This is a genomic window from Winogradskyella sp. ABM4_392 (assembly GCF_056160445.1).
This window is the reverse complement of the sequence record NZ_JBSWXE010000002.1, coordinates 310,679-327,775: the sequence shown is the minus strand read 5'-3', so window position 1 is coordinate 327,775 and position 17,097 is coordinate 310,679. Positions and strand designations below refer to the sequence as shown.

Below are 17,097 nucleotides of genomic sequence, written 5' to 3'. Positions count from 1 at the left end.
AAATAATTTACAGTTTTATTTTGAACATAATCATCGTTGAAAAGTCTTAAAAATGCGATGAACAGCAGTGTTTTCGGCTTAAATTTAACTTTCAGTAAGTTATTAACAACTCAAAAATTTAACATTTAAATACTATTAATACCAGTCCAAAAGTTTCACTTCAATCGATTTGTTGCCATCATTGACAATTTTCTTAAATAAGTTTACGTCACTTAACCCATCTGTTCCTCTGTAATGATATGGATAAACTGTTTTTGGCTTAAAATCTAGAACCGCATCAGCAGCACTTTCAACTGTCATAGTATATGGGAGATTCATACAAACAAAAGCTTTGTCAATAGCTTTTAAATTTCGCATTTCAGGAATATCTTCTGTATCTCCAGAAATATATATACGTTCATTATTAATAGTTAATACATAGCCGTTTCCCCTTCCTTTAGTATGGAATTTTAAAGCTTCTTCTCTGAGGTTGTACATTGGTATAGCTTCAATGTTAACATCATTATGGTCTAGTTTTTCATCGTTATTTAATGTAACAATGTTTTTGCTTACTGTACTAGGTATTTTGTCCGTTACTGCTTTAGGTCCTATAACGGTTACATTAGTTAGGTTTAATGCTTCTAAAGTAGATGTGCTTAAATGATCTCCATGTATGTCGGTAATTAGGACTAAGGTTGGAGGTTTTTGACCGTTTAAAGCTTCTGCACCACCAGTTGGGTCTATATAAATGACCTCAGACTTTGATTCTAGTACAAGTGTCCCGTGTGTTATAGGTATTACTTTTAATTCGTTTTCAACAATTTTGTCAGAACTGTTTGTCGCAAGTTCATTGTTGTTCTTTTCGTTTTTACAGCTTAAAACAGTAAATAATAATACTGCGCTAAGTGTGATTTTTAAAAGATTCATAGTAGTTGATTTTTTATAAAGATATTCAACAAATAGCGGTAACTAAAATTTTGTAACATTTTTATAACAAATACTACCTATAATTTGACGGTAAAGTTTTTGTAGTCTTAAAAAATTACCGAAATTGCTTATCCTAAAAATTGTTCAACTAAATAACACGTTACAACATGTCTGATGATTTTGACTTATTAGAAACCAACTCACAAGAGAAACCTGAAAAAGTAGATGTAAACTGGGGAAAAGCCATAGACCAAATGAAGTCTAAATTGGCTCAAGAAGATGATCCTGAAAGTCGTCAGAAAATCTTAAACGCTACTCTAGATAATGTTGTAGACATGGCAGAGAAGGATAGAACGACCCTTTTAGATGCTATTAAGGATTTAACAGATTACCAGGACGAAGTTGGTATTATGTTCGAAGGGTTTTCAGCGTTAAATGCTGCTGAGCAAAAAATCATTGATGATGCTGTTAAACGTTTAGAGCGCGCTAAGGTTGAGCTAGAAGATGCTAAAGCAAAACCAGATACTTGGTGGAATAACCTTTGGGGAAGAAAATCTAAAATTAAAAAAGCTGAGGACGAATTAGCTTCAGCACAAAAGCAACGTGATGGTGCGGATAACAAGGCCAAAGCTATGTTTCAGCAACGTATTGAAACTGCAGATGTACAGACATTGTTGAATGAATTGTCATTCAAAAGTCAGGCTGCAATTAAGCGTTTAAAAGATAGAGAACTTGAAATTAAAGAAGTTGAAGAAAGCTTAAAGTCTGCTATCGTAGAAGCAAGTAATAACCATACTAAAGCACTTCAAAAGAAAGAGGAAGTTGAAGCAAAACTTGAAGAGCAATATGCTTTACTAAAGCAAGCAAGACAAGCTTTAGAAGAAGTGGCCGACAAACAATCTCCTGAATACTCTGAAGCTCTTGAAAAAGTGACAGGCTTAGAGCAAAAGGTGGAAGAATTGGAAGGTCTTAAAAATGCTTACACCACATTAGCAGCGTCAAAAGACAGCTTTGTCCACAAGCATAATTTAACAATTAAGGTATTAACGTCTTTACGTAGTAACCTTCAAACGCATCGTGCGAAATTAAAATCAGATACAGATGAGCGTTTAAAGTATTATGATGGTTACGTAGTGGCTTTAAAAGCGCGTACAGACCAAGAATTTGCTGCGATTTTAGAACATTTAGGTGTTAAAACCGATGAGCATATCGGTGAAACTTTAGCAGCAATGCATACGGCAAGTGCTAAGGCACGTCAAGAAATGATGGATAACATTCCTGTACACGAAAAAGTGATGCAAGGTATTTATGGAAGTTATGCTGAAGCACTTAAGGATATTAGATCTAAAGATGCCGAAATTCAGAAAAACTTTGCAGACCGTTATGGTATTGATATGAAAGAAATTTTTGACGAATACTATAGCGCAGATTCTAATGCACCTTCAGGTGATGGAGAACCAGCAGGCGAACCAAAGCCAGAAGCTAATGAAGATGATTTATTAGGATAGGTTTTGAAGAAGTTCTTAACAATTAAATCTCTAAAAATATTTCTAGCTTACTCTTTGGTTTTTAGTATTGTTATTTATTTTGTTCATGGAAACAATGACTATTTAGGTTCCATTTTATTTGGATTTATTTTAGGCATTGCATTATTTGCCATTCATGCATCATTTAACGAAACTAAAGAAGATTCAAATAGATGATAGTTACACCATTAGATTCCGCAGTGTTAGATTCTAAAGAGCAGTATGTGTTCTATCACAAAATGATAGATTTTACGCTTAAAGAACTAATTACAGCTGTACAGGCTAAGCAAATACTTAATCAACAAGAAATATTGCTGTTTAAGCAGTATACCGATTTACTTTTATATTCTATCGAAGCCATGCGTGTAAAGTACATGTATGACGATGAGGAAAACATGAAGGTAGATCTTACAGATTCTAGTTTTCCAAATTATTTAGAATTTAGATATCTCTTTAATGATCTAGAGTTGCGCGAAGAGTTTTTAACCAAACTCACAGATATTGATATCCTAAAAGATGAATTTCTAGATACGTTGATGCGAAAGAAAGAACCAATTTCTAAGCGTAAATTGTTTCAGGCAGCATCTATTGTTTATTACACATCTGCTAAGAAAGAGTATATCTTCAATCGTTTTGTACAAGGTAAGATTATAGCTGCACCGCAAGGCTCACCAGCTGAGCATATGGTAAGTTGGAGTTTTTATGATGTAACTCACAACAGGCCTTTTGTTTGCTACATGTATTTTAATTACGATGGGAGAGATGTTAATTCATACAAGGACGAGATTTATTCGGTTCTAAAGAATACGTCAGATCGTGAAATGAATTTAGATACCATGGCTTATGCCATAGACAAGCGTTTACCAAAGGTTTTGCCAAAACTCATTAAACGTATAGATTTAGGCCCAATACATAATGTGTTTGCTAAAGATGAAAACAAAATAACACATGCTATTTTAGATGGTATTGCCAAGAAAGATATTCCGTTAGAATCATTTGTAGTTTCATTTAAGGTAGATGAACTCGTATCTAAAAGTGAATTTAAGGAAGGTAGTTTTTTTAGCAAACAAACCTTTCAAAAATGGGCAAGTCCGTTTAGACAGCGTTATGTTTTCGCACCACATAGAATCATACAATTACTATATAACAAAACACCAGAAATCATGAATAAGTTGGCAATTCCGCCAGTTCAGGTTTCTGATTTAAAAATAAATAAAAAGTAACGTCATAACAGGAACAGAGTGACGTGGTTATCTTTTCAATTAAAAAGATTTCTTCACTTTGTTCGCAATGATGAAAAAGTATAAAAATGCAACACAACTCAACTTTTCCAATAAAACAAAATGAACTCAATATGCTTCGAGATGAAGCAACCTCTTACCTAAAATCTATTCAATGGGAGCAAAGTCAGCGTGCTAAGAATAGAGACAACAACGGTAAGGACGAGTCCATTCTGTTGTATCTATCGCGTGCTAACAATGGCAGTAATGTTTCTGTAACCTCAGTTTCAAAAACCATTTTAAGCTTAAAAAAGAAATTATTACCAGAGTCGGTTGCAATTCCGTTATACCTTAATCAAACATTATATGCTGTACAAGAAGGTATTACACTTGGTATTTGGGTAAAGGATAGTTATTATGATGCTTCGGGTTTATCAACTTTAGCAGAAAACAAATCTGCTTTAGATAACTCAGGAAAACGCGAATACGAAAGCAAAATGCTTACAGCAACAGCGTTTATGCTATTTGCTACAGCTTATAAAATTCTGCACGATTTAAAACCGCATGCTTCAGACGATTTATCGGTAATGAAGCAGAAGTTTGCAGGCATCCCAGAAGTGTCATTTTTATCGCCTTTAAAAGGAATTTCGTGTCAATTATTCTATTATGATAAGTACTTAGGCCATCCAGATATTATTAAAACTGACAAAGATGTTATTGATTTTACGGTTGTTTATTTTGAAGCGCTTATTGATGAAATTCAATTAAGAAAAAGTACCTTAGAATATACAGATACGATTGAAGATCGTTCGTTTAAATTAGAAAATTCAGACTTCACGATTGATGGTTGGAACAACGTTTTTGCAGGAACATCAGTAAGTGTAGAGTTTAATAAAATTCAATTTGAACAAATTGTTGGTAACAAAGATGCCAAGCATTTTGCCAGACGATTAACAGAGCGATTATTAAGCTACGATTTTGAAGCAAAAAAGAATCCATTTCAAGAGCTTGGTGGTTTTATGCCAGTGTTTATGGGTTATGGTATTCCTGGTACAGGTAAAAGTATGCTTATCGCAGCTATTGCAACACGTTTAAAAGAGCATAGCGAAAATTTAGACATTCCATTTTTATTTCACCCAATGCCAGATACTTTGATTTCAACATTTCAAGGTGGTTCAGCAGAGAAAATGGTGGAGTGGATGAAACCTTTGCAAGATCCAACACGTCTCATTTTTGCACCAATTGATGATGCAGAGAATAACCTGCAAGAGCGTACCACACAAGGTGTTTCTGCAGGTGTTAAGGAAGTGATTGGCGTATTTCTTAGATATACCGAAGGCGCTTATGCAGTTAACTATGGTAACAGTTCAATAGGTTTATTTACCAACTTACCAGAAATGTTGGATAAGGCTGTGATTTCGCGTGTGCAAGGACGATTTAAGATAGATGGAGCACGAAATGAAAAAGACTTTGTAGACCAGGATTATTTATGGTGGAGAAAGCTCGAAGACACCATGCCAGATTTCATAAATATGAGTAATCCTGGCGATTATAACTATCTCGATGCACAAAAAGTAGCTAAGAATCTAGGCGAAATATTAGAAAAAATAGATAAGCCAACTGAAGAACGTGTATTAGATACGTTTGATAAAGTATCGAGTAAATATAAAGATGATGAGCATATGTTCTATGCGCATTTATATACTGAAATTCAGAAGATATTTCCATTCTTCTCATCTCGTGATGTACGAAACATTCAAAAAGCCGTGTCTTTGCGTTTAACGGATTTCGATTTAGAAGATGATTGGTTCAATAATCCTGACGTGTATTTCAAAAAAGATTATGAAACCAAATTCGGTATGCTTCAAGAATTGATGCGAGCCAACATGAAAGGTCTCGATTTTAGTGACATTAGACGACAAGAAGTAGTACGTTATTTAGATAATGTAGCAACGATTGCAGATACTGATTTTAAACGTAAAGTTGATGCCAGAATTGATCAATTAAATATAGAAACTGAGGCAAGAGAACGTTTTGGAAAAGGAAATTAAAAAGAATTTAGTTATCGTTCCTGCGAAGACAGGAATCTAAGCTATTTAAATAAAAATCATGGGATTAGGTGCAGGACATGTTTTGGATATGATAAATCGGATGAAACAAAACCGAGCGCAGCGTCCATCTAATCGTGACAAGTTTAAACAAAACAATAGGGAAGGGATTTATTCTTCTGAAGTAAAGAAAAAGCCAAAATTTAAAACAGTATCTGAAGAAGAGCTATTAAAAATTAAAGAACAAATAAAAGCAAATGTCCAAAAACAACGTAAAAAGGAAATTAAGATTTTCAGTGTTGTCTTTATTCTAATTATACTTATAGTGTTTGGTTTTATAAAGTTCTTACTGTAGTCTTATGACCAAACGTATCAAAAATATCAACCGAACGGTTCTTTCAGATAAATACTTTACCTTATCTCAGGTAAAATTTAATTATCAATTAAAAGACGGAAATTGGGTTGATAATACTTGGGAAGTTTTAGAACGTGGCAATGCAGCAGCAGCCTTGTTGTATAATGTAGAAAAGCAAACCGTTATTTTGGTAAAGCAATTCCGTTTACCAGCTTATATGAATGGAGTAGAAGATGGTTTTTTATTAGAAGTACCTGCAGGAATGTTAGAAGATGATGATACTTCCGCAGCAGAAGCCATGAAAAGAGAACTGCTAGAAGAAACAGGTTATAAAATCCCTGAACTTAAAAAAGTTTATAGCGCTTTTGCAACACCAGGTGGTAGCACAGAGCGGTTTTCTTGTTTTGTTGGAGAATATACTGATGAGATGAAAATCAATGAAGGAGGTGGTTTAGAAAGTCTTAATGAAGATATAGAAGTTCTAGAAATCCCATTGGCAAAAGCCATAGAAATGATGGCAAATGGAAATATAATCGATGCAAAAACTATTATGTTATTGCAATATGCACAGATAAATAAACTAATTCCTGTGTAGACAGGAATCTCAAAAAACAAAAAATTAGCGCTTAAGTTCATCTTGAGCGTAGTCGAAAGGCGGCAATACAATGAACAAATTAAAACAAGCAAATCTATACAGAAGCGAACTTATACCAGTAAGTGGTAAACTGGTAGAGCGCTACAATAAATGTTTAAAAACACTTGGTTTTAAAGAGACCAAGCTCACTTCCTTTTCCATAGATGGTGTTGGTTGGAGTCCAGAAGTAGCAGAAGAAAAGAAGGATGTACATTACCTAAACCATGGAGATGCCAATCCACATGGTATCATTATTTCACCTTTACAAAAAGGAAAACCAGTGTATTTGCCGTTTCATTCTTTCGATAGAGATATGATGCAACACATCTTTAGAACACATGGAAGCAAGATTAACGATATTACCAGAGATTCAGCTATCTGTATCGATTTTGATCAGGATATTGATGTGTTTTATGAGCCTTTAGATATTTTAAAATACGATGATGTAAGCATTAGTTTTAGACTTATAGATAACCTTGAAGAACGACAAAAAGAGCAGCTTCAATTAGTAGATAAGTTTAGAACCGGCAATAATTTTATTGATGAAGACATTCATAACGAATTACTCGAATCAGCAAAGACCTACGGAGATTTGCGCAATAGAGATTTAAACCTTCATGCATTGCATTATACCACAGGTTCGTTTTATACACGTGCCTTTGGAGGTGTGTACTTGTTGCGAGATTTTATTCAAACCATTTTGGTTTTCGAAAATGAAAATTCTTATAAAGAAGCCATAAAAGATACGGTTCATGATGTGTTGATTTATCATATCAGCCAACCAGAATTGGTTGAAAAACTTAAAAGCCATATCATTATTGAGTGCGATCTAGAATATATGGTAAAAACACCTAATTATGATCGTATTAAAAAGTTTGAATTATTCAGCAAACTAAAAGAAACTGAACATTCTATAAAAGAGATTTTAGATAGCAAAGCGCTTTTTAAAAGTTACTTAAATAAAATCGATATTTCAGCTCGAAAACAAGTAATGGGAGTGGAGTTGTATTTAGAAAAATTAGAACGAAGTAATGCTTACAAAATTGAAGACATGGTAGATGAGTCAATGTATTTTGCATTGCATCAACCACATTCGTCGTTATCGGCAGAACATCGTGATTTAATTCATAAGTTATTAATAAATATTGCGCCAAAGGATGTGTTATTCTTGTATTGGTATGATAAAGAGCAGTTTTACAAGAATTATGAAACTTGGGATGCATCTTTTCAGGATTGGGTGATTGATACGATTAGTAACAATATATAGATTTAAGTTGGAAGCTTGAAGCAGGAAGCAGGAAGTACGGAGTTAAAAGCTAGAAGTAACAATTTTATATATAAATAGACTAATAGCATGAAGTTTAAATTTGAAAGCTTATTAATTTGGCAAAAGGCAATGGACTTAGGTGATAATATGGATAAGCTCACAGAGTTGTTTCCTGAAAAAGAAATTTATAATTTATCATCTCAAATACGAAGAGCTTCAGATTCAGTAGCACTGAATATTTCTGAAGGTTCAATATTGCAATCTGGTGCTGAATTCAGAAAGTTTTTAGGATATTCAATTCGTTCAATTGCAGAAGTCGTAACTTGTTTGCATAAAGCAAAACGAAGAAGTTATATTAGTCAAGAAGTTTTTGACGGTTTTTATAAAGATTGTTTTGATTTAATGAATATGACGATTGCTTTTAGAAATAAAGTGAAATAATATAATAATATAGCATAAAGATAGAGCTTCAATCTTCTAACTTCTTGCTTCAAACTAAATTATAACATGGGATTAGGAATAGACATCATCATTTTCGTTTCAGCCATTTTATTCGGCATTTTTCTGTATTGGAGAGAGTCTAACGGAAATGGTGCGTATCGTTTCATTAATAAAATAATGAATAGCAAAGAGTTACAAATGAAAGCTAATAATCCAAAAGGATTTATTTATAAACAACCGTTTATTCCAAGATTACTTTTTGTAGTAATTACTTTGTTGGTTGTAGGATTGATACTACAGTTTTTAACACCAATCGAAATCTTTTCAAATTACTTTGCATTATCTGGCTTTGCAACCTTTGCTACAGGAACCTTAATAGGAACATACCTTGCTAATTTTGTGATTAAAACCACAGAGGTTGTTGAAGAAAAAAGTGATTCTTTGAGTGATTTTGTAGAAGATGCAATGGAAAAGGGCAAAGATCTCATCGAAGATTTAAAAAATAAGGATAATAAAGCAGTAGAAGAGGCAAAGAAAGAGATTGCAAAAGACCCAGAACCAGAAGCAGAACAAAAATCTGCACGTGACCGATTAAAAGATAAGGGTCTTATGTAACAGTATTCCTGCGAAAGCAGGAATCTCATAAAAAGAATAAAGTAGAATAAATAAAAAAGAGATTCCTGCTTTCGCAGGAATGAGAAGTCATGATAAAAAACTATTGGAATAAAGGAAAAAAACAGAAAACAATAACAATAATTGTTGGACTGTTACTACTTATACTATTGTTCTTTTTTAGAGACGATTACCAACCAGTGTTATTGTTCTTTAGAAAATACATTTTTGTAATTCTACTGAGTGTTATCATCTTAGTTTTAGGATTAAGAAAGTTCAGAAAAACAGCAAATACAGGTGGTCGATTAGGAATTTTAGGCATTTTAATTGTGTTTTTTGGGTTGTTGTATTTTCTCGGATGGAATCAAGGCCTTTACGGTTACATGAAAACCTATAATGTATTCAATAGCCTCAATAAAGTTGAAATTGATGAATTACCATTAACTCAAAACGAACGTATTCAGCCTCTCAGAAACATTTTTTCTATGGCTAATGAAAGTGTAGGCGAAACCAAAGATGTATCGCTACCACATTTGGTAAGAATTGGTACAGAGAATAAATGGACAATGGCCATTCAGCCAAGTGAGAAATACGTTATGCAGCAAGTAACTGACAATACGGAAGAAGTTTTTGCTGTGAGTAGTACCACACCATTCCCTAGATTTTCAAACGAAAATAGAATAGATGTTACCTTTTCTATAGGTGAATCACTGAAGTTTAGTAGAAATACATACAATGCAGTTGTACAGCGTTTTAATCCTTGGATGCTCTTTAATTATGAGCCAAGTGATACGTTTTACATGAAAAATGATGAAGGTGCTTGGGTGCAAGTGGTAAGTTTAATTAAGTGGAAAGGTTTCTTCTTTCCGTATCCAACCTTTGGAGGTGTAATGATCATTGAGAGTGGTGAACACGATTTTAATGATTACATAGAGCGCGTAGCCATTGGTAAAGGCACGTTTGTAAGTCCAGACGAAATAAAGAATTACAAGTTTTTGCAAAAGCAGAATACTCTGGCTGAAAGTGTATCGCAGTTACAAGCAGAATCTTTAAAGTTTTTAGGTGGCTTTAGTGATCCTTTACCATGGAATATGGAAACTGCAGTTAAAATTCCACTAATGCCAAAAGATCAAAATCAGCAACCTTATGTGACAGATTTTGATTTTGCAGGAAGTAACTCAGATGCATACAGTGGTTTATACCATTGGTTTGGTTTAGAACCAGTAGGTGAGGAGCGTACCAGTTTGAGCTATAGTGTGTTTGTGCCAGCAGATGGAACGGACAAGATGTATTACTATGACCATGCAACCAAAAAGCAAGGATATGCAGGCGTTTCTGCGATGCCATTAAAGGTGAAAGAATCTCGTAAAGAATACGATTGGAAAGCCAGTACACCAGTAGAATTTAGACCTTATATAAAAGATATTGCAGGTAGAAAGCGTATGTTCTTTCTAGGAACAATTTCTTCAATAAGTGAGGAAAATGCACAACAGTTTGATGGTTCTGCTACACCAGATTTAGTCTTAATCGATAGCGAATATCGTGATGTGATTTGGATCGATGTAAAGCATCCAAGCACTTGGGATGAAACTGTATATAATCAATTAAACGAAGCTTGGAGATCTAGTGAAGGTATTGGATACTACTTCCAAGAGCAACCAAAAGATGAAGATTTAATGCAAATGCAGATAGACTCTCTAAAAACCATTCCACAGGTTAATGAAAACTCAGAAATGATAGATGCTTTACAACGTCAGATTGATTCTTTGAAGGCTTTAAATACCAATAACTAAAAGTTGATAATAGCTAAATTCAAACTTTTTAATTTTTATTTCTACAAGCGAAAGCGTTTAAGCGAAGAAGTCTTTGACATAGATTTTGATAGCTATTACTGTGATGATATAGGTCTATATGTCATCTATACCGATCCTAATTTTGAATATGATTTTGTCTCTTTTTCAGAAAAAAAAGATTGGAAAATGTTTGCTCTATGGACATACAGATTGTCAATTTTTAATTTATTAATTTCTAAGAATATCCAGTTAGTTCGTTTTAAAGATGAAAAATCGTATTTCAATGGACTGAGAAAGCGTGATTATCAAAGCTTTTATTTTAAAGTTGTAAATGATAAGTGCCAAGGAAATGATAAGTTTTGTAATGAGATTTTAAGGTATATTATTCAAGCTAATAATGAATTGAATGAGAAAGTAGAGCTTAGCTATTATTTACGCCTTATTAATGATAAATACCTTAGAAAGGATGGCGAATATAACAGACCTGAAAAGCGATTTATTATTGAGTTGGTAAAACAGTATGCTAAAGACTATAAATGGATTAATATTTCTTCGGAAAAGAAAATGTTTGGTTTATATAAGCATCATAAAATAGAACTGAATAAGATATATATTCCTAGATTAAAAATTCACCATAAAGAACTCGAAAACTATTATAATGATTGTCTTAAAGAACACTATGTTCTTAGACAATTTGCTTCAAAAATAAGAGAAGATCTGTAAAATGATTTTGATAGACGTCATCCTAAAAACGACGATGTAGATTAATTATAGTTTTAGTTCAAATTTTTATAGATTATATTTAACCTAAATTTCAAGAAACGCAACCTATGAGTTCAAAATTCTACGATTTTAAAAATTTAAAAGGTGATTTAACAGGTGGCTTAGTTGCTGGTGTTGTAGCTTTACCATTAGCACTGGCATTTGGTGTACAATCTGGTTTAGGAGCTATTGCAGGACTTTATGGTGCCATTGCTGTTGGTATTTTTGCGGCTATTTTTGGTGGTACAACAACACAAGCCAGTGGACCAACTGGTCCAATGACTGTTGTATCTGCGGCTTTGGTTGCTGCTGCTATTGAGATAACAGGTAGTTTAGAAGCAGCTATGCCAATAGTAATATTAACGTTTTTATTGGGTGGCATTTTTCAAATTGTATTTGGGCTTATAAATATTGCAGGTTATGTAAAGTACTTTCCGTATCCTGTGGTTTCTGGTTTTATGAGTGGAGTAGGACTCATTATCATTATTCTTCAATTGTTTCCTTTTGCAGGTTTAGGTTCAGAAAAATCGACCTGGTTGGTAATGCAAGACTTACCTAGACTGTTCTCTGATTTTAATTTGCAAGCAGTTGCTTTGGGTTCATTTACAGTTGTAGTCTATTTGGTATTTCCATACATCACTAAAGCCATTCCGAGTGCATTGGTAGCTCTAGTATTAGCTTCTGTGGCAAGTTTCTTTTTAAAGTGGGACGTACCAATTATTGGAGATATTCCTTCAGGTTTACCAAGTTTACAAGTATCAGGATTATTTTCTATAGATGCTAGTGCTTATGCCTTAGTGTTAGAGTATGCCTTAGTTTTAGCGGTTTTAGGCTCTATTGATTCCTTATTAACCTCTGTAATTGCAGATAATATGACCAAAACCAAGCACAACAGTAATAGAGAATTAATTGGTCAAGGTATTGGAAATGCTATCGCAGCCATTTTTGGTGGTATTCCAGGTGCTGGTGCGACAAAAGGAACGGTTATAAATATCAATTCAGGTGGACGTACAAGATTGTCTGGTGCAGTGCATGGTTTGTTCTTGTTAGCAGTTTTATTAGGCTTAGGAAAATTAGCAGCTTATATTCCGTTGTCAGTTTTAGCAGGTTTACTAATTCCTATTGCATTTAAAATTATTGACGTTAAAGGATTAAAACACTTATTAAGAGTGCCACGTGCAGATGCTGTAGTTTTAATAATTGTATTGTTAATTACAACCTTTGGTAGTTTAATTCAGGCAGTAGGTATTGGATTGTTACTAGCTTCTTTATTATTTATGAAACGCGCAAGTGACATTGGTGAAAAAGGAATGGAAGTTGGTACCATTGCTGGTTTTGATGGCGAAAAACCATGGCAAGACGAAGTTGAGTTCTACGAAGAATACAAAGACAAGGTGTACATCAAACACCTTTATGGACCTTTGTTTTTTGGGTTTACATCGCATTTTCAAGATGAAATAAAGAACATACCAGAACAAGTTAAAGCATTAATTATACGTATGGATCGTGTGCCATACATAGATCAATCTGGTCTGTATGCTTTAGAAAATGCCGTTTTAGATTTAGAACAAAGAGGTATACAAGTCTTATTAACCGCTATCCAAGAGCAACCAAAGGACAAATTAGTATCTATAGACATTGTACCAGATTTAATTTCAGAAGAACATATTTTTGAAAATATTAATGGCGCCTTTGATTATTTAAAGTCGCATTTTAAACTTTAAAATTCTAATAACATCTTTATATCCGAACGTGCGTAAGGGCTATTAGATTCTAATTTTAGTTCTTTAAATCCATATTTTCTATATAGATAAATTGCATTTTCTAATTTGGTATTAGAATAGAGTAGAAGGGCTTTAAGCTGTTTTGTTTTGGCAAAATCGATACAATGTTGTAAAAGTCTTTGCCCTATTTTATGGCCACGCATTTCTGGTAGTACAGCCATTTTTGTCAATTCTAAAACATTAGATTCTTCTGTTGGCATTAACGCTACAGTGCCGACTACAGTTTCATCTTTTAAAGCAAAGAAAATGTAACCACCCTTGTTAATAATATATTGTTCTGGTTTACTAAGCACTTCTTCATCAAAAGGCTCTACATAAAAGTAGGTCTTTAACCATTCAATATTAAGTTCATAAAAGTGCTTTGCGTGGTGTGAATTATAATCTACAATTTTAACGTCCATTAGCTCTAATAAAATCAGTGATTAAATAGGTGATAAGTTTTCCCACTTTAGATTCAGTTTTTTTGGTTGGTGCTGCTTCACAGATGTGTAGATAACTTGCGTTGTTATGCTTGGCAAAATAACTTACAAATTGTCTGGCTTGTTTGGTACTAAATCCGCTTGGAGTCACAGCACTACTAGGAATATTTTCTATGGCGTCACAATCTATTTCAATGCCAAAAGGTTTAGAAGCGATATGATTTAGGCCTCTTTCTATTTCAGCATTATAGTCTAATTCGTTTCTAACTTCTAATGCTTCGTATGTATTGTGCTTAATGGCTTTCACTTTTTTTAGTGTTTTAAAAAGCTTGTCAGACGTGTAGTTTTCATGCAAACCAAAAATGAAGTAGTTTTTTAAAAACCCTTCAGCATAGGTATAGCTAAACCCATTTCCGCTATGTCGTCCTTCTTCTGCTCTAAAATCGGTATGTGCATCAAAGTTGATGACATTTACGCTTTCGTTTTTAGCTAAGGATAGCCCTTTAATATTTCCGTAAGCGTTATTGTGTCCACCTCCAATTATAATTGGTGTCTTTCCTGCTTTTATAATAGTAGAAACTAAATATGTCACATCTTTATCAATCTCTTCAACAAAAGCTCTGGCTTTGGCAACATTCTTTTTTGATGGTTTTTCTTTTACCATCTTTCTTGCTTCACCATAATCAAGATGACCTAAAATCAAAACACGTTTGGGGTTTGTAAAGCTGTTATTTTGAATATTTAACAAAACTTTTATTACAGCTTGCCAGGCAGTGTAAGTGCCTGTTTGTCCGTAATTTGCATAAACACCAATATCTTCAGAAACACCAAAAATAACATAGTCAACATCTAAATCGGCAATGTCATCGTATATGTTAGTGAGGTTAGATATTAACTGAATATGTTCTCCAAATTTTGATTCTCCTTTACGAAGCTTTAAAAGTGTATCGCGATCTTTTGAAGTAAATAATACGAGATTCTGCATTTGGATGTTTAATTAAAGATTGAAATAAAAGTACAGCTTTATTTAAAAAATTTAACCCTTAAATTAGATTAAAAAGACAAGAATTAACAAATTACTTAAACACAAATTTTATGGAAGGTTCACAAAAAACAAGCATCGGTCTTAAAGTAGGATTAGGTATACTATTAGTATTATTTTTAGGAACTGCATTTTACGCTTCTAAATTATATACAGATAATAAAGAGACTGAAAAAACACTTATTACTGAAAAGCAACAAGTGATGAATGATCTTAACAACATGGCAAAGCAATATGACGAAGCCATTGCAGCTAGCGAGATTAAAGATCAGGATTTAATTGAGGCAAGAGAGCGTATACAAGGCTTAATGGATTCTTTAAAAGTATCTCAAAATAGTGTTAACTCTTTATGGAGATACAAAAAGAAATTCTTAGCGCTACAGGAAGAAATGGATGAGTTATTAGTTGAAAATGATCGTTTAAAGGTAGAAAACGAATATTTAGCTACATCATTAGATAGTACACAAGTACAACTAGCAGAGCGTACTGTATTTACAGATTCTTTATTAGTACAAAACACAGAGTTAGCAAGTGTTGTTGAAGATGCGGCTGCATTACAAACTGTTGGTTTAAAAGGTATGGGAGTTATTGAAAGACGTAGCGGAAGACAAATACCTACTGAAAGAGCAGGACGAAGCGATAAAATTAAAATCTGTTTTACTGTTGCAAAGAACACACTAACAGAGGCAGGTGACAAAGAATTATACGTACAAGTTATTGACCCTAAGAACAATGTTTTAGGAACTAATGACCAAGTACAGTTTGAAGATCAAGTATTGAATTACAGTTTAATTAGCCGTTTCAATTACGAAAACAGAAACCTTAATATCTGTGAATATATAGCACAGTCTGAAGATGCAGATTTTGAGAAAGGACGTTACCAAGTAAACGTTTTTAACGATAAAGAATTGATTTCGACTTCTGAGTTTACTTTGAAGTAAGATTTCAAAGATTGATTGATTGATAGTTAAATCCGGAGGTTTTCTTCCGGATTTTTTATATCCTTTAATTGCCCATTAATAATAACTTGCTCAACAGGGTCGTGAGCAAAAGCATATGGTATTTCGCTATAGTCGCTTAATGGTTTTGTAATAATTAGATTTGCTTTTTTTCCTCTGGTAATGCTACCATACATACTACTTATTCCCATAGCATAGGCACCATTAATAGTTGCCGCATTTATAGCTTCCTCAGGAGTCATTTTCAATTTTACACAAGCTGCACTTACAATAAAATTCATGTTTCCGCTAGGAGCAGAGCCAGGATTATAATCTGTAGCGATAGCTATAGGTAAACCAGCATCAATAATTTGTCGAGCAGGAGTATACGGAATGCTCAAAAAGTAAGAACAACCAGGTAATGCCACTGGCATAGTATCAGACTTTTTTAAAGCTTTTATGTCGTCATCATTCAATTCTTCGAGATGATCTACAGATAAAGCATTGTATTTTACACCAAGACCAACACCACCAAGTATATTAAATTGGTTGACATGAATCTTCGGTCGCATGTTATATTTTGCAGCAGCTTTAAGAATAGCATCTGTGTCTTCTAGATCAAAATACCCTTTCTCGCAAAAGACATCAATATAATGGCTAATGTTTAATTTTGATGCTTTCGGAATAAGTTCTTCTGTAATGAGCTTAACATATTCGTCCTTTTTGGTTTTATATTCTGAAGGAATAGCGTGTGCAGCTAAGAGCGTAGGAGTAATCTTAGCAAGACTTTCTTGTTTAATACGTTTTATGACACGAAGCATTTTTAATTCAGCTTCAACTGTTAAACCATAACCTGTCTTAATTTCAAAAGCACAAGTTCCCATTCTTATGAGCTCTTCAAGACGGTTAATAGATTGTTCGTATAAGTCATCTTCAGAGGTGTCTTGAAGTAATTTTGCAGAGTTTAAAATCCCACCACCACGATTGGCAATGTCTTCATAACTCAATCCATTTATACGATCTACAAATTCTGATGTTCTATTGCCAGCATAGACAATATGCGTGTGCGAGTCGCACCACGACGGTAAAACAATTTTTCCTGTCGCGTCAATAATGGTTTCAGCTTCAATACCTTCACAATATTCCATCTCACCATATTCTATAATGGTATCGTGTTCTATATAGAGGTAGGCATTCTCTAAGACAGGAAGTTTTTTCATGTCTTCACCTTTAACAATCATTACATTATAATCATGAACTTGTAAAAGCTGTTTTATGTTTTTTATAAGAATGGACATAAGTTGGTTTTTTGTAAAGTTGCCTATTTTTTTTGATAAAAAAAAACGCTGA

The 17,097-nt window shown here is 33.6% G+C and carries 16 protein-coding genes; 12 read left to right on the top strand and 4 right to left on the bottom strand.

What is annotated here, in order from left to right; genetic code table 11:
- Positions 1 to 135: 135 nt before the first annotated feature.
- Entirely contained in the window at positions 136 to 906 is a 771-nt protein-coding gene (locus ACXAFS_RS07570) for an MBL fold metallo-hydrolase (protein ID WP_475306202.1), read from the bottom strand.
- A 167-nt stretch (positions 907 to 1,073) separates the two neighbouring features.
- On the opposite strand from ACXAFS_RS07570, the gene ACXAFS_RS07565 reads away from it, so the two are divergent.
- From ACXAFS_RS07565 to ACXAFS_RS07515, 11 genes are all read left to right on the top strand, one after another.
- On the top strand, positions 1,074 to 2,414 hold the full coding sequence (locus ACXAFS_RS07565; RefSeq protein ID WP_475306201.1) for a microtubule-binding protein: 1,341 nt from the start codon (positions 1,074 to 1,076) through the stop codon (positions 2,412 to 2,414).
- Between the two features lie 191 nt (positions 2,415 to 2,605).
- Positions 2,606 to 3,655, top strand: coding sequence for a hypothetical protein (locus ACXAFS_RS07560; RefSeq protein ID WP_475306200.1), 1,050 nt, complete (start codon positions 2,606 to 2,608; stop codon positions 3,653 to 3,655).
- An 86-nt stretch (positions 3,656 to 3,741) separates the two neighbouring features.
- Positions 3,742 to 5,703 carry an AAA family ATPase gene (locus tag ACXAFS_RS07555; protein WP_475306199.1) on the top strand — a complete coding sequence of 654 codons (1,962 nt, stop codon included), beginning with the start codon at positions 3,742 to 3,744 and terminating at the stop codon, positions 5,701 to 5,703.
- 58 nt (positions 5,704 to 5,761) lie between these two features.
- Positions 5,762 to 6,055 carry a hypothetical protein gene (locus tag ACXAFS_RS07550; protein WP_475306198.1) on the top strand — a complete coding sequence of 98 codons (294 nt, stop codon included), beginning with the start codon at positions 5,762 to 5,764 and terminating at the stop codon, positions 6,053 to 6,055.
- A 4-nt stretch (positions 6,056 to 6,059) separates the two neighbouring features.
- Positions 6,060 to 6,650 (top strand): NUDIX domain-containing protein, encoded by a 591-nt coding sequence (locus ACXAFS_RS07545; protein WP_475306197.1) that lies wholly within the window; start codon positions 6,060 to 6,062, stop codon positions 6,648 to 6,650.
- A gap of 70 nt (positions 6,651 to 6,720) precedes the next feature.
- Positions 6,721 to 7,956, top strand: a complete 1,236-nt coding sequence (locus ACXAFS_RS07540; protein ID WP_475306196.1) for a DUF6638 family protein — start codon at positions 6,721 to 6,723, stop codon at positions 7,954 to 7,956.
- Between the two features lie 87 nt (positions 7,957 to 8,043).
- A complete protein-coding gene (locus ACXAFS_RS07535) occupies positions 8,044 to 8,397 on the top strand; it encodes a four helix bundle protein (protein ID WP_138433445.1) in 354 nt (117 codons plus the stop codon).
- A 66-nt stretch (positions 8,398 to 8,463) separates the two neighbouring features.
- Positions 8,464 to 9,012, top strand: a complete 549-nt coding sequence (locus ACXAFS_RS07530; protein WP_475306195.1) for a hypothetical protein — start codon at positions 8,464 to 8,466, stop codon at positions 9,010 to 9,012.
- An 89-nt stretch (positions 9,013 to 9,101) separates the two neighbouring features.
- Positions 9,102 to 10,802, top strand: coding sequence for a hypothetical protein (locus ACXAFS_RS07525; protein WP_475306194.1), 1,701 nt, complete (start codon positions 9,102 to 9,104; stop codon positions 10,800 to 10,802).
- A 3-nt stretch (positions 10,803 to 10,805) separates the two neighbouring features.
- Positions 10,806 to 11,525, top strand: coding sequence for a hypothetical protein (locus ACXAFS_RS07520; RefSeq protein WP_475306193.1), 720 nt, complete (start codon positions 10,806 to 10,808; stop codon positions 11,523 to 11,525).
- 107 nt (positions 11,526 to 11,632) lie between these two features.
- Positions 11,633 to 13,288, top strand: coding sequence for a SulP family inorganic anion transporter (locus tag ACXAFS_RS07515; protein WP_475306192.1), 1,656 nt, complete (start codon positions 11,633 to 11,635; stop codon positions 13,286 to 13,288).
- Here the strand turns inward: ACXAFS_RS07515 and ACXAFS_RS07510 are convergent.
- A complete protein-coding gene (locus ACXAFS_RS07510) occupies positions 13,285 to 13,749 on the bottom strand; it encodes a GNAT family N-acetyltransferase (RefSeq protein ID WP_475306191.1) in 465 nt (154 codons plus the stop codon). The genes ACXAFS_RS07515 and ACXAFS_RS07510 overlap by 4 nt on opposite strands.
- Positions 13,739 to 14,752, bottom strand: coding sequence for a formimidoylglutamase (locus ACXAFS_RS07505; RefSeq protein ID WP_475306190.1), 1,014 nt, complete (start codon positions 14,750 to 14,752; stop codon positions 13,739 to 13,741). Before ACXAFS_RS07505 ends, ACXAFS_RS07510 begins: the two co-directional genes overlap by 11 nt.
- Before the next feature lie 110 nt (positions 14,753 to 14,862).
- Here ACXAFS_RS07505 and ACXAFS_RS07500 point away from each other — a divergent pair, with 110 nt between their 5' ends.
- A complete protein-coding gene (locus tag ACXAFS_RS07500) occupies positions 14,863 to 15,750 on the top strand; it encodes a chromosome partitioning protein ParA (protein ID WP_475306189.1) in 888 nt (295 codons plus the stop codon).
- A gap of 26 nt (positions 15,751 to 15,776) precedes the next feature.
- On the opposite strand, the gene hutI is transcribed toward ACXAFS_RS07500, so the two are convergent.
- The gene (gene hutI, locus ACXAFS_RS07495; protein ID WP_475306188.1) at positions 15,777 to 17,045 is read right to left on the bottom strand and encodes an imidazolonepropionase; all 1,269 of its coding nucleotides are present in this window, start codon (positions 17,043 to 17,045) and stop codon (positions 15,777 to 15,779) included.
- Positions 17,046 to 17,097 lie beyond the last annotated feature (52 nt).

Coding starts and splice junctions, on each gene's coding strand:
- ACXAFS_RS07565 (WP_475306201.1), top strand. CDS start 1,074: ATGTCTGATGATTTTGACTTATTAGAAACCAACTCACAAGAGAAACCT.
- ACXAFS_RS07550 (WP_475306198.1), top strand. CDS start 5,762: ATGGGATTAGGTGCAGGACATGTTTTGGATATGATAAATCGGATGAAA.
- ACXAFS_RS07510 (WP_475306191.1), bottom strand. CDS start 13,749: ATGGACGTTAAAATTGTAGATTATAATTCACACCACGCAAAGCACTTT.
- ACXAFS_RS07530 (WP_475306195.1), top strand. CDS start 8,464: ATGGGATTAGGAATAGACATCATCATTTTCGTTTCAGCCATTTTATTC.
- ACXAFS_RS07560 (WP_475306200.1), top strand. CDS start 2,606: ATGATAGTTACACCATTAGATTCCGCAGTGTTAGATTCTAAAGAGCAG.
- ACXAFS_RS07515 (WP_475306192.1), top strand. CDS start 11,633: ATGAGTTCAAAATTCTACGATTTTAAAAATTTAAAAGGTGATTTAACA.
- hutI (WP_475306188.1), bottom strand. CDS start 17,045: ATGTCCATTCTTATAAAAAACATAAAACAGCTTTTACAAGTTCATGAT.
- ACXAFS_RS07535 (WP_138433445.1), top strand. CDS start 8,044: ATGAAGTTTAAATTTGAAAGCTTATTAATTTGGCAAAAGGCAATGGAC.
- ACXAFS_RS07555 (WP_475306199.1), top strand. CDS start 3,742: ATGCAACACAACTCAACTTTTCCAATAAAACAAAATGAACTCAATATG.
- ACXAFS_RS07545 (WP_475306197.1), top strand. CDS start 6,060: ATGACCAAACGTATCAAAAATATCAACCGAACGGTTCTTTCAGATAAA.
- ACXAFS_RS07540 (WP_475306196.1), top strand. CDS start 6,721: ATGAACAAATTAAAACAAGCAAATCTATACAGAAGCGAACTTATACCA.
- ACXAFS_RS07570 (WP_475306202.1), bottom strand. CDS start 906: ATGAATCTTTTAAAAATCACACTTAGCGCAGTATTATTATTTACTGTT.
- ACXAFS_RS07500 (WP_475306189.1), top strand. CDS start 14,863: ATGGAAGGTTCACAAAAAACAAGCATCGGTCTTAAAGTAGGATTAGGT.
- ACXAFS_RS07505 (WP_475306190.1), bottom strand. CDS start 14,752: ATGCAGAATCTCGTATTATTTACTTCAAAAGATCGCGATACACTTTTA.
- ACXAFS_RS07525 (WP_475306194.1), top strand. CDS start 9,102: ATGATAAAAAACTATTGGAATAAAGGAAAAAAACAGAAAACAATAACA.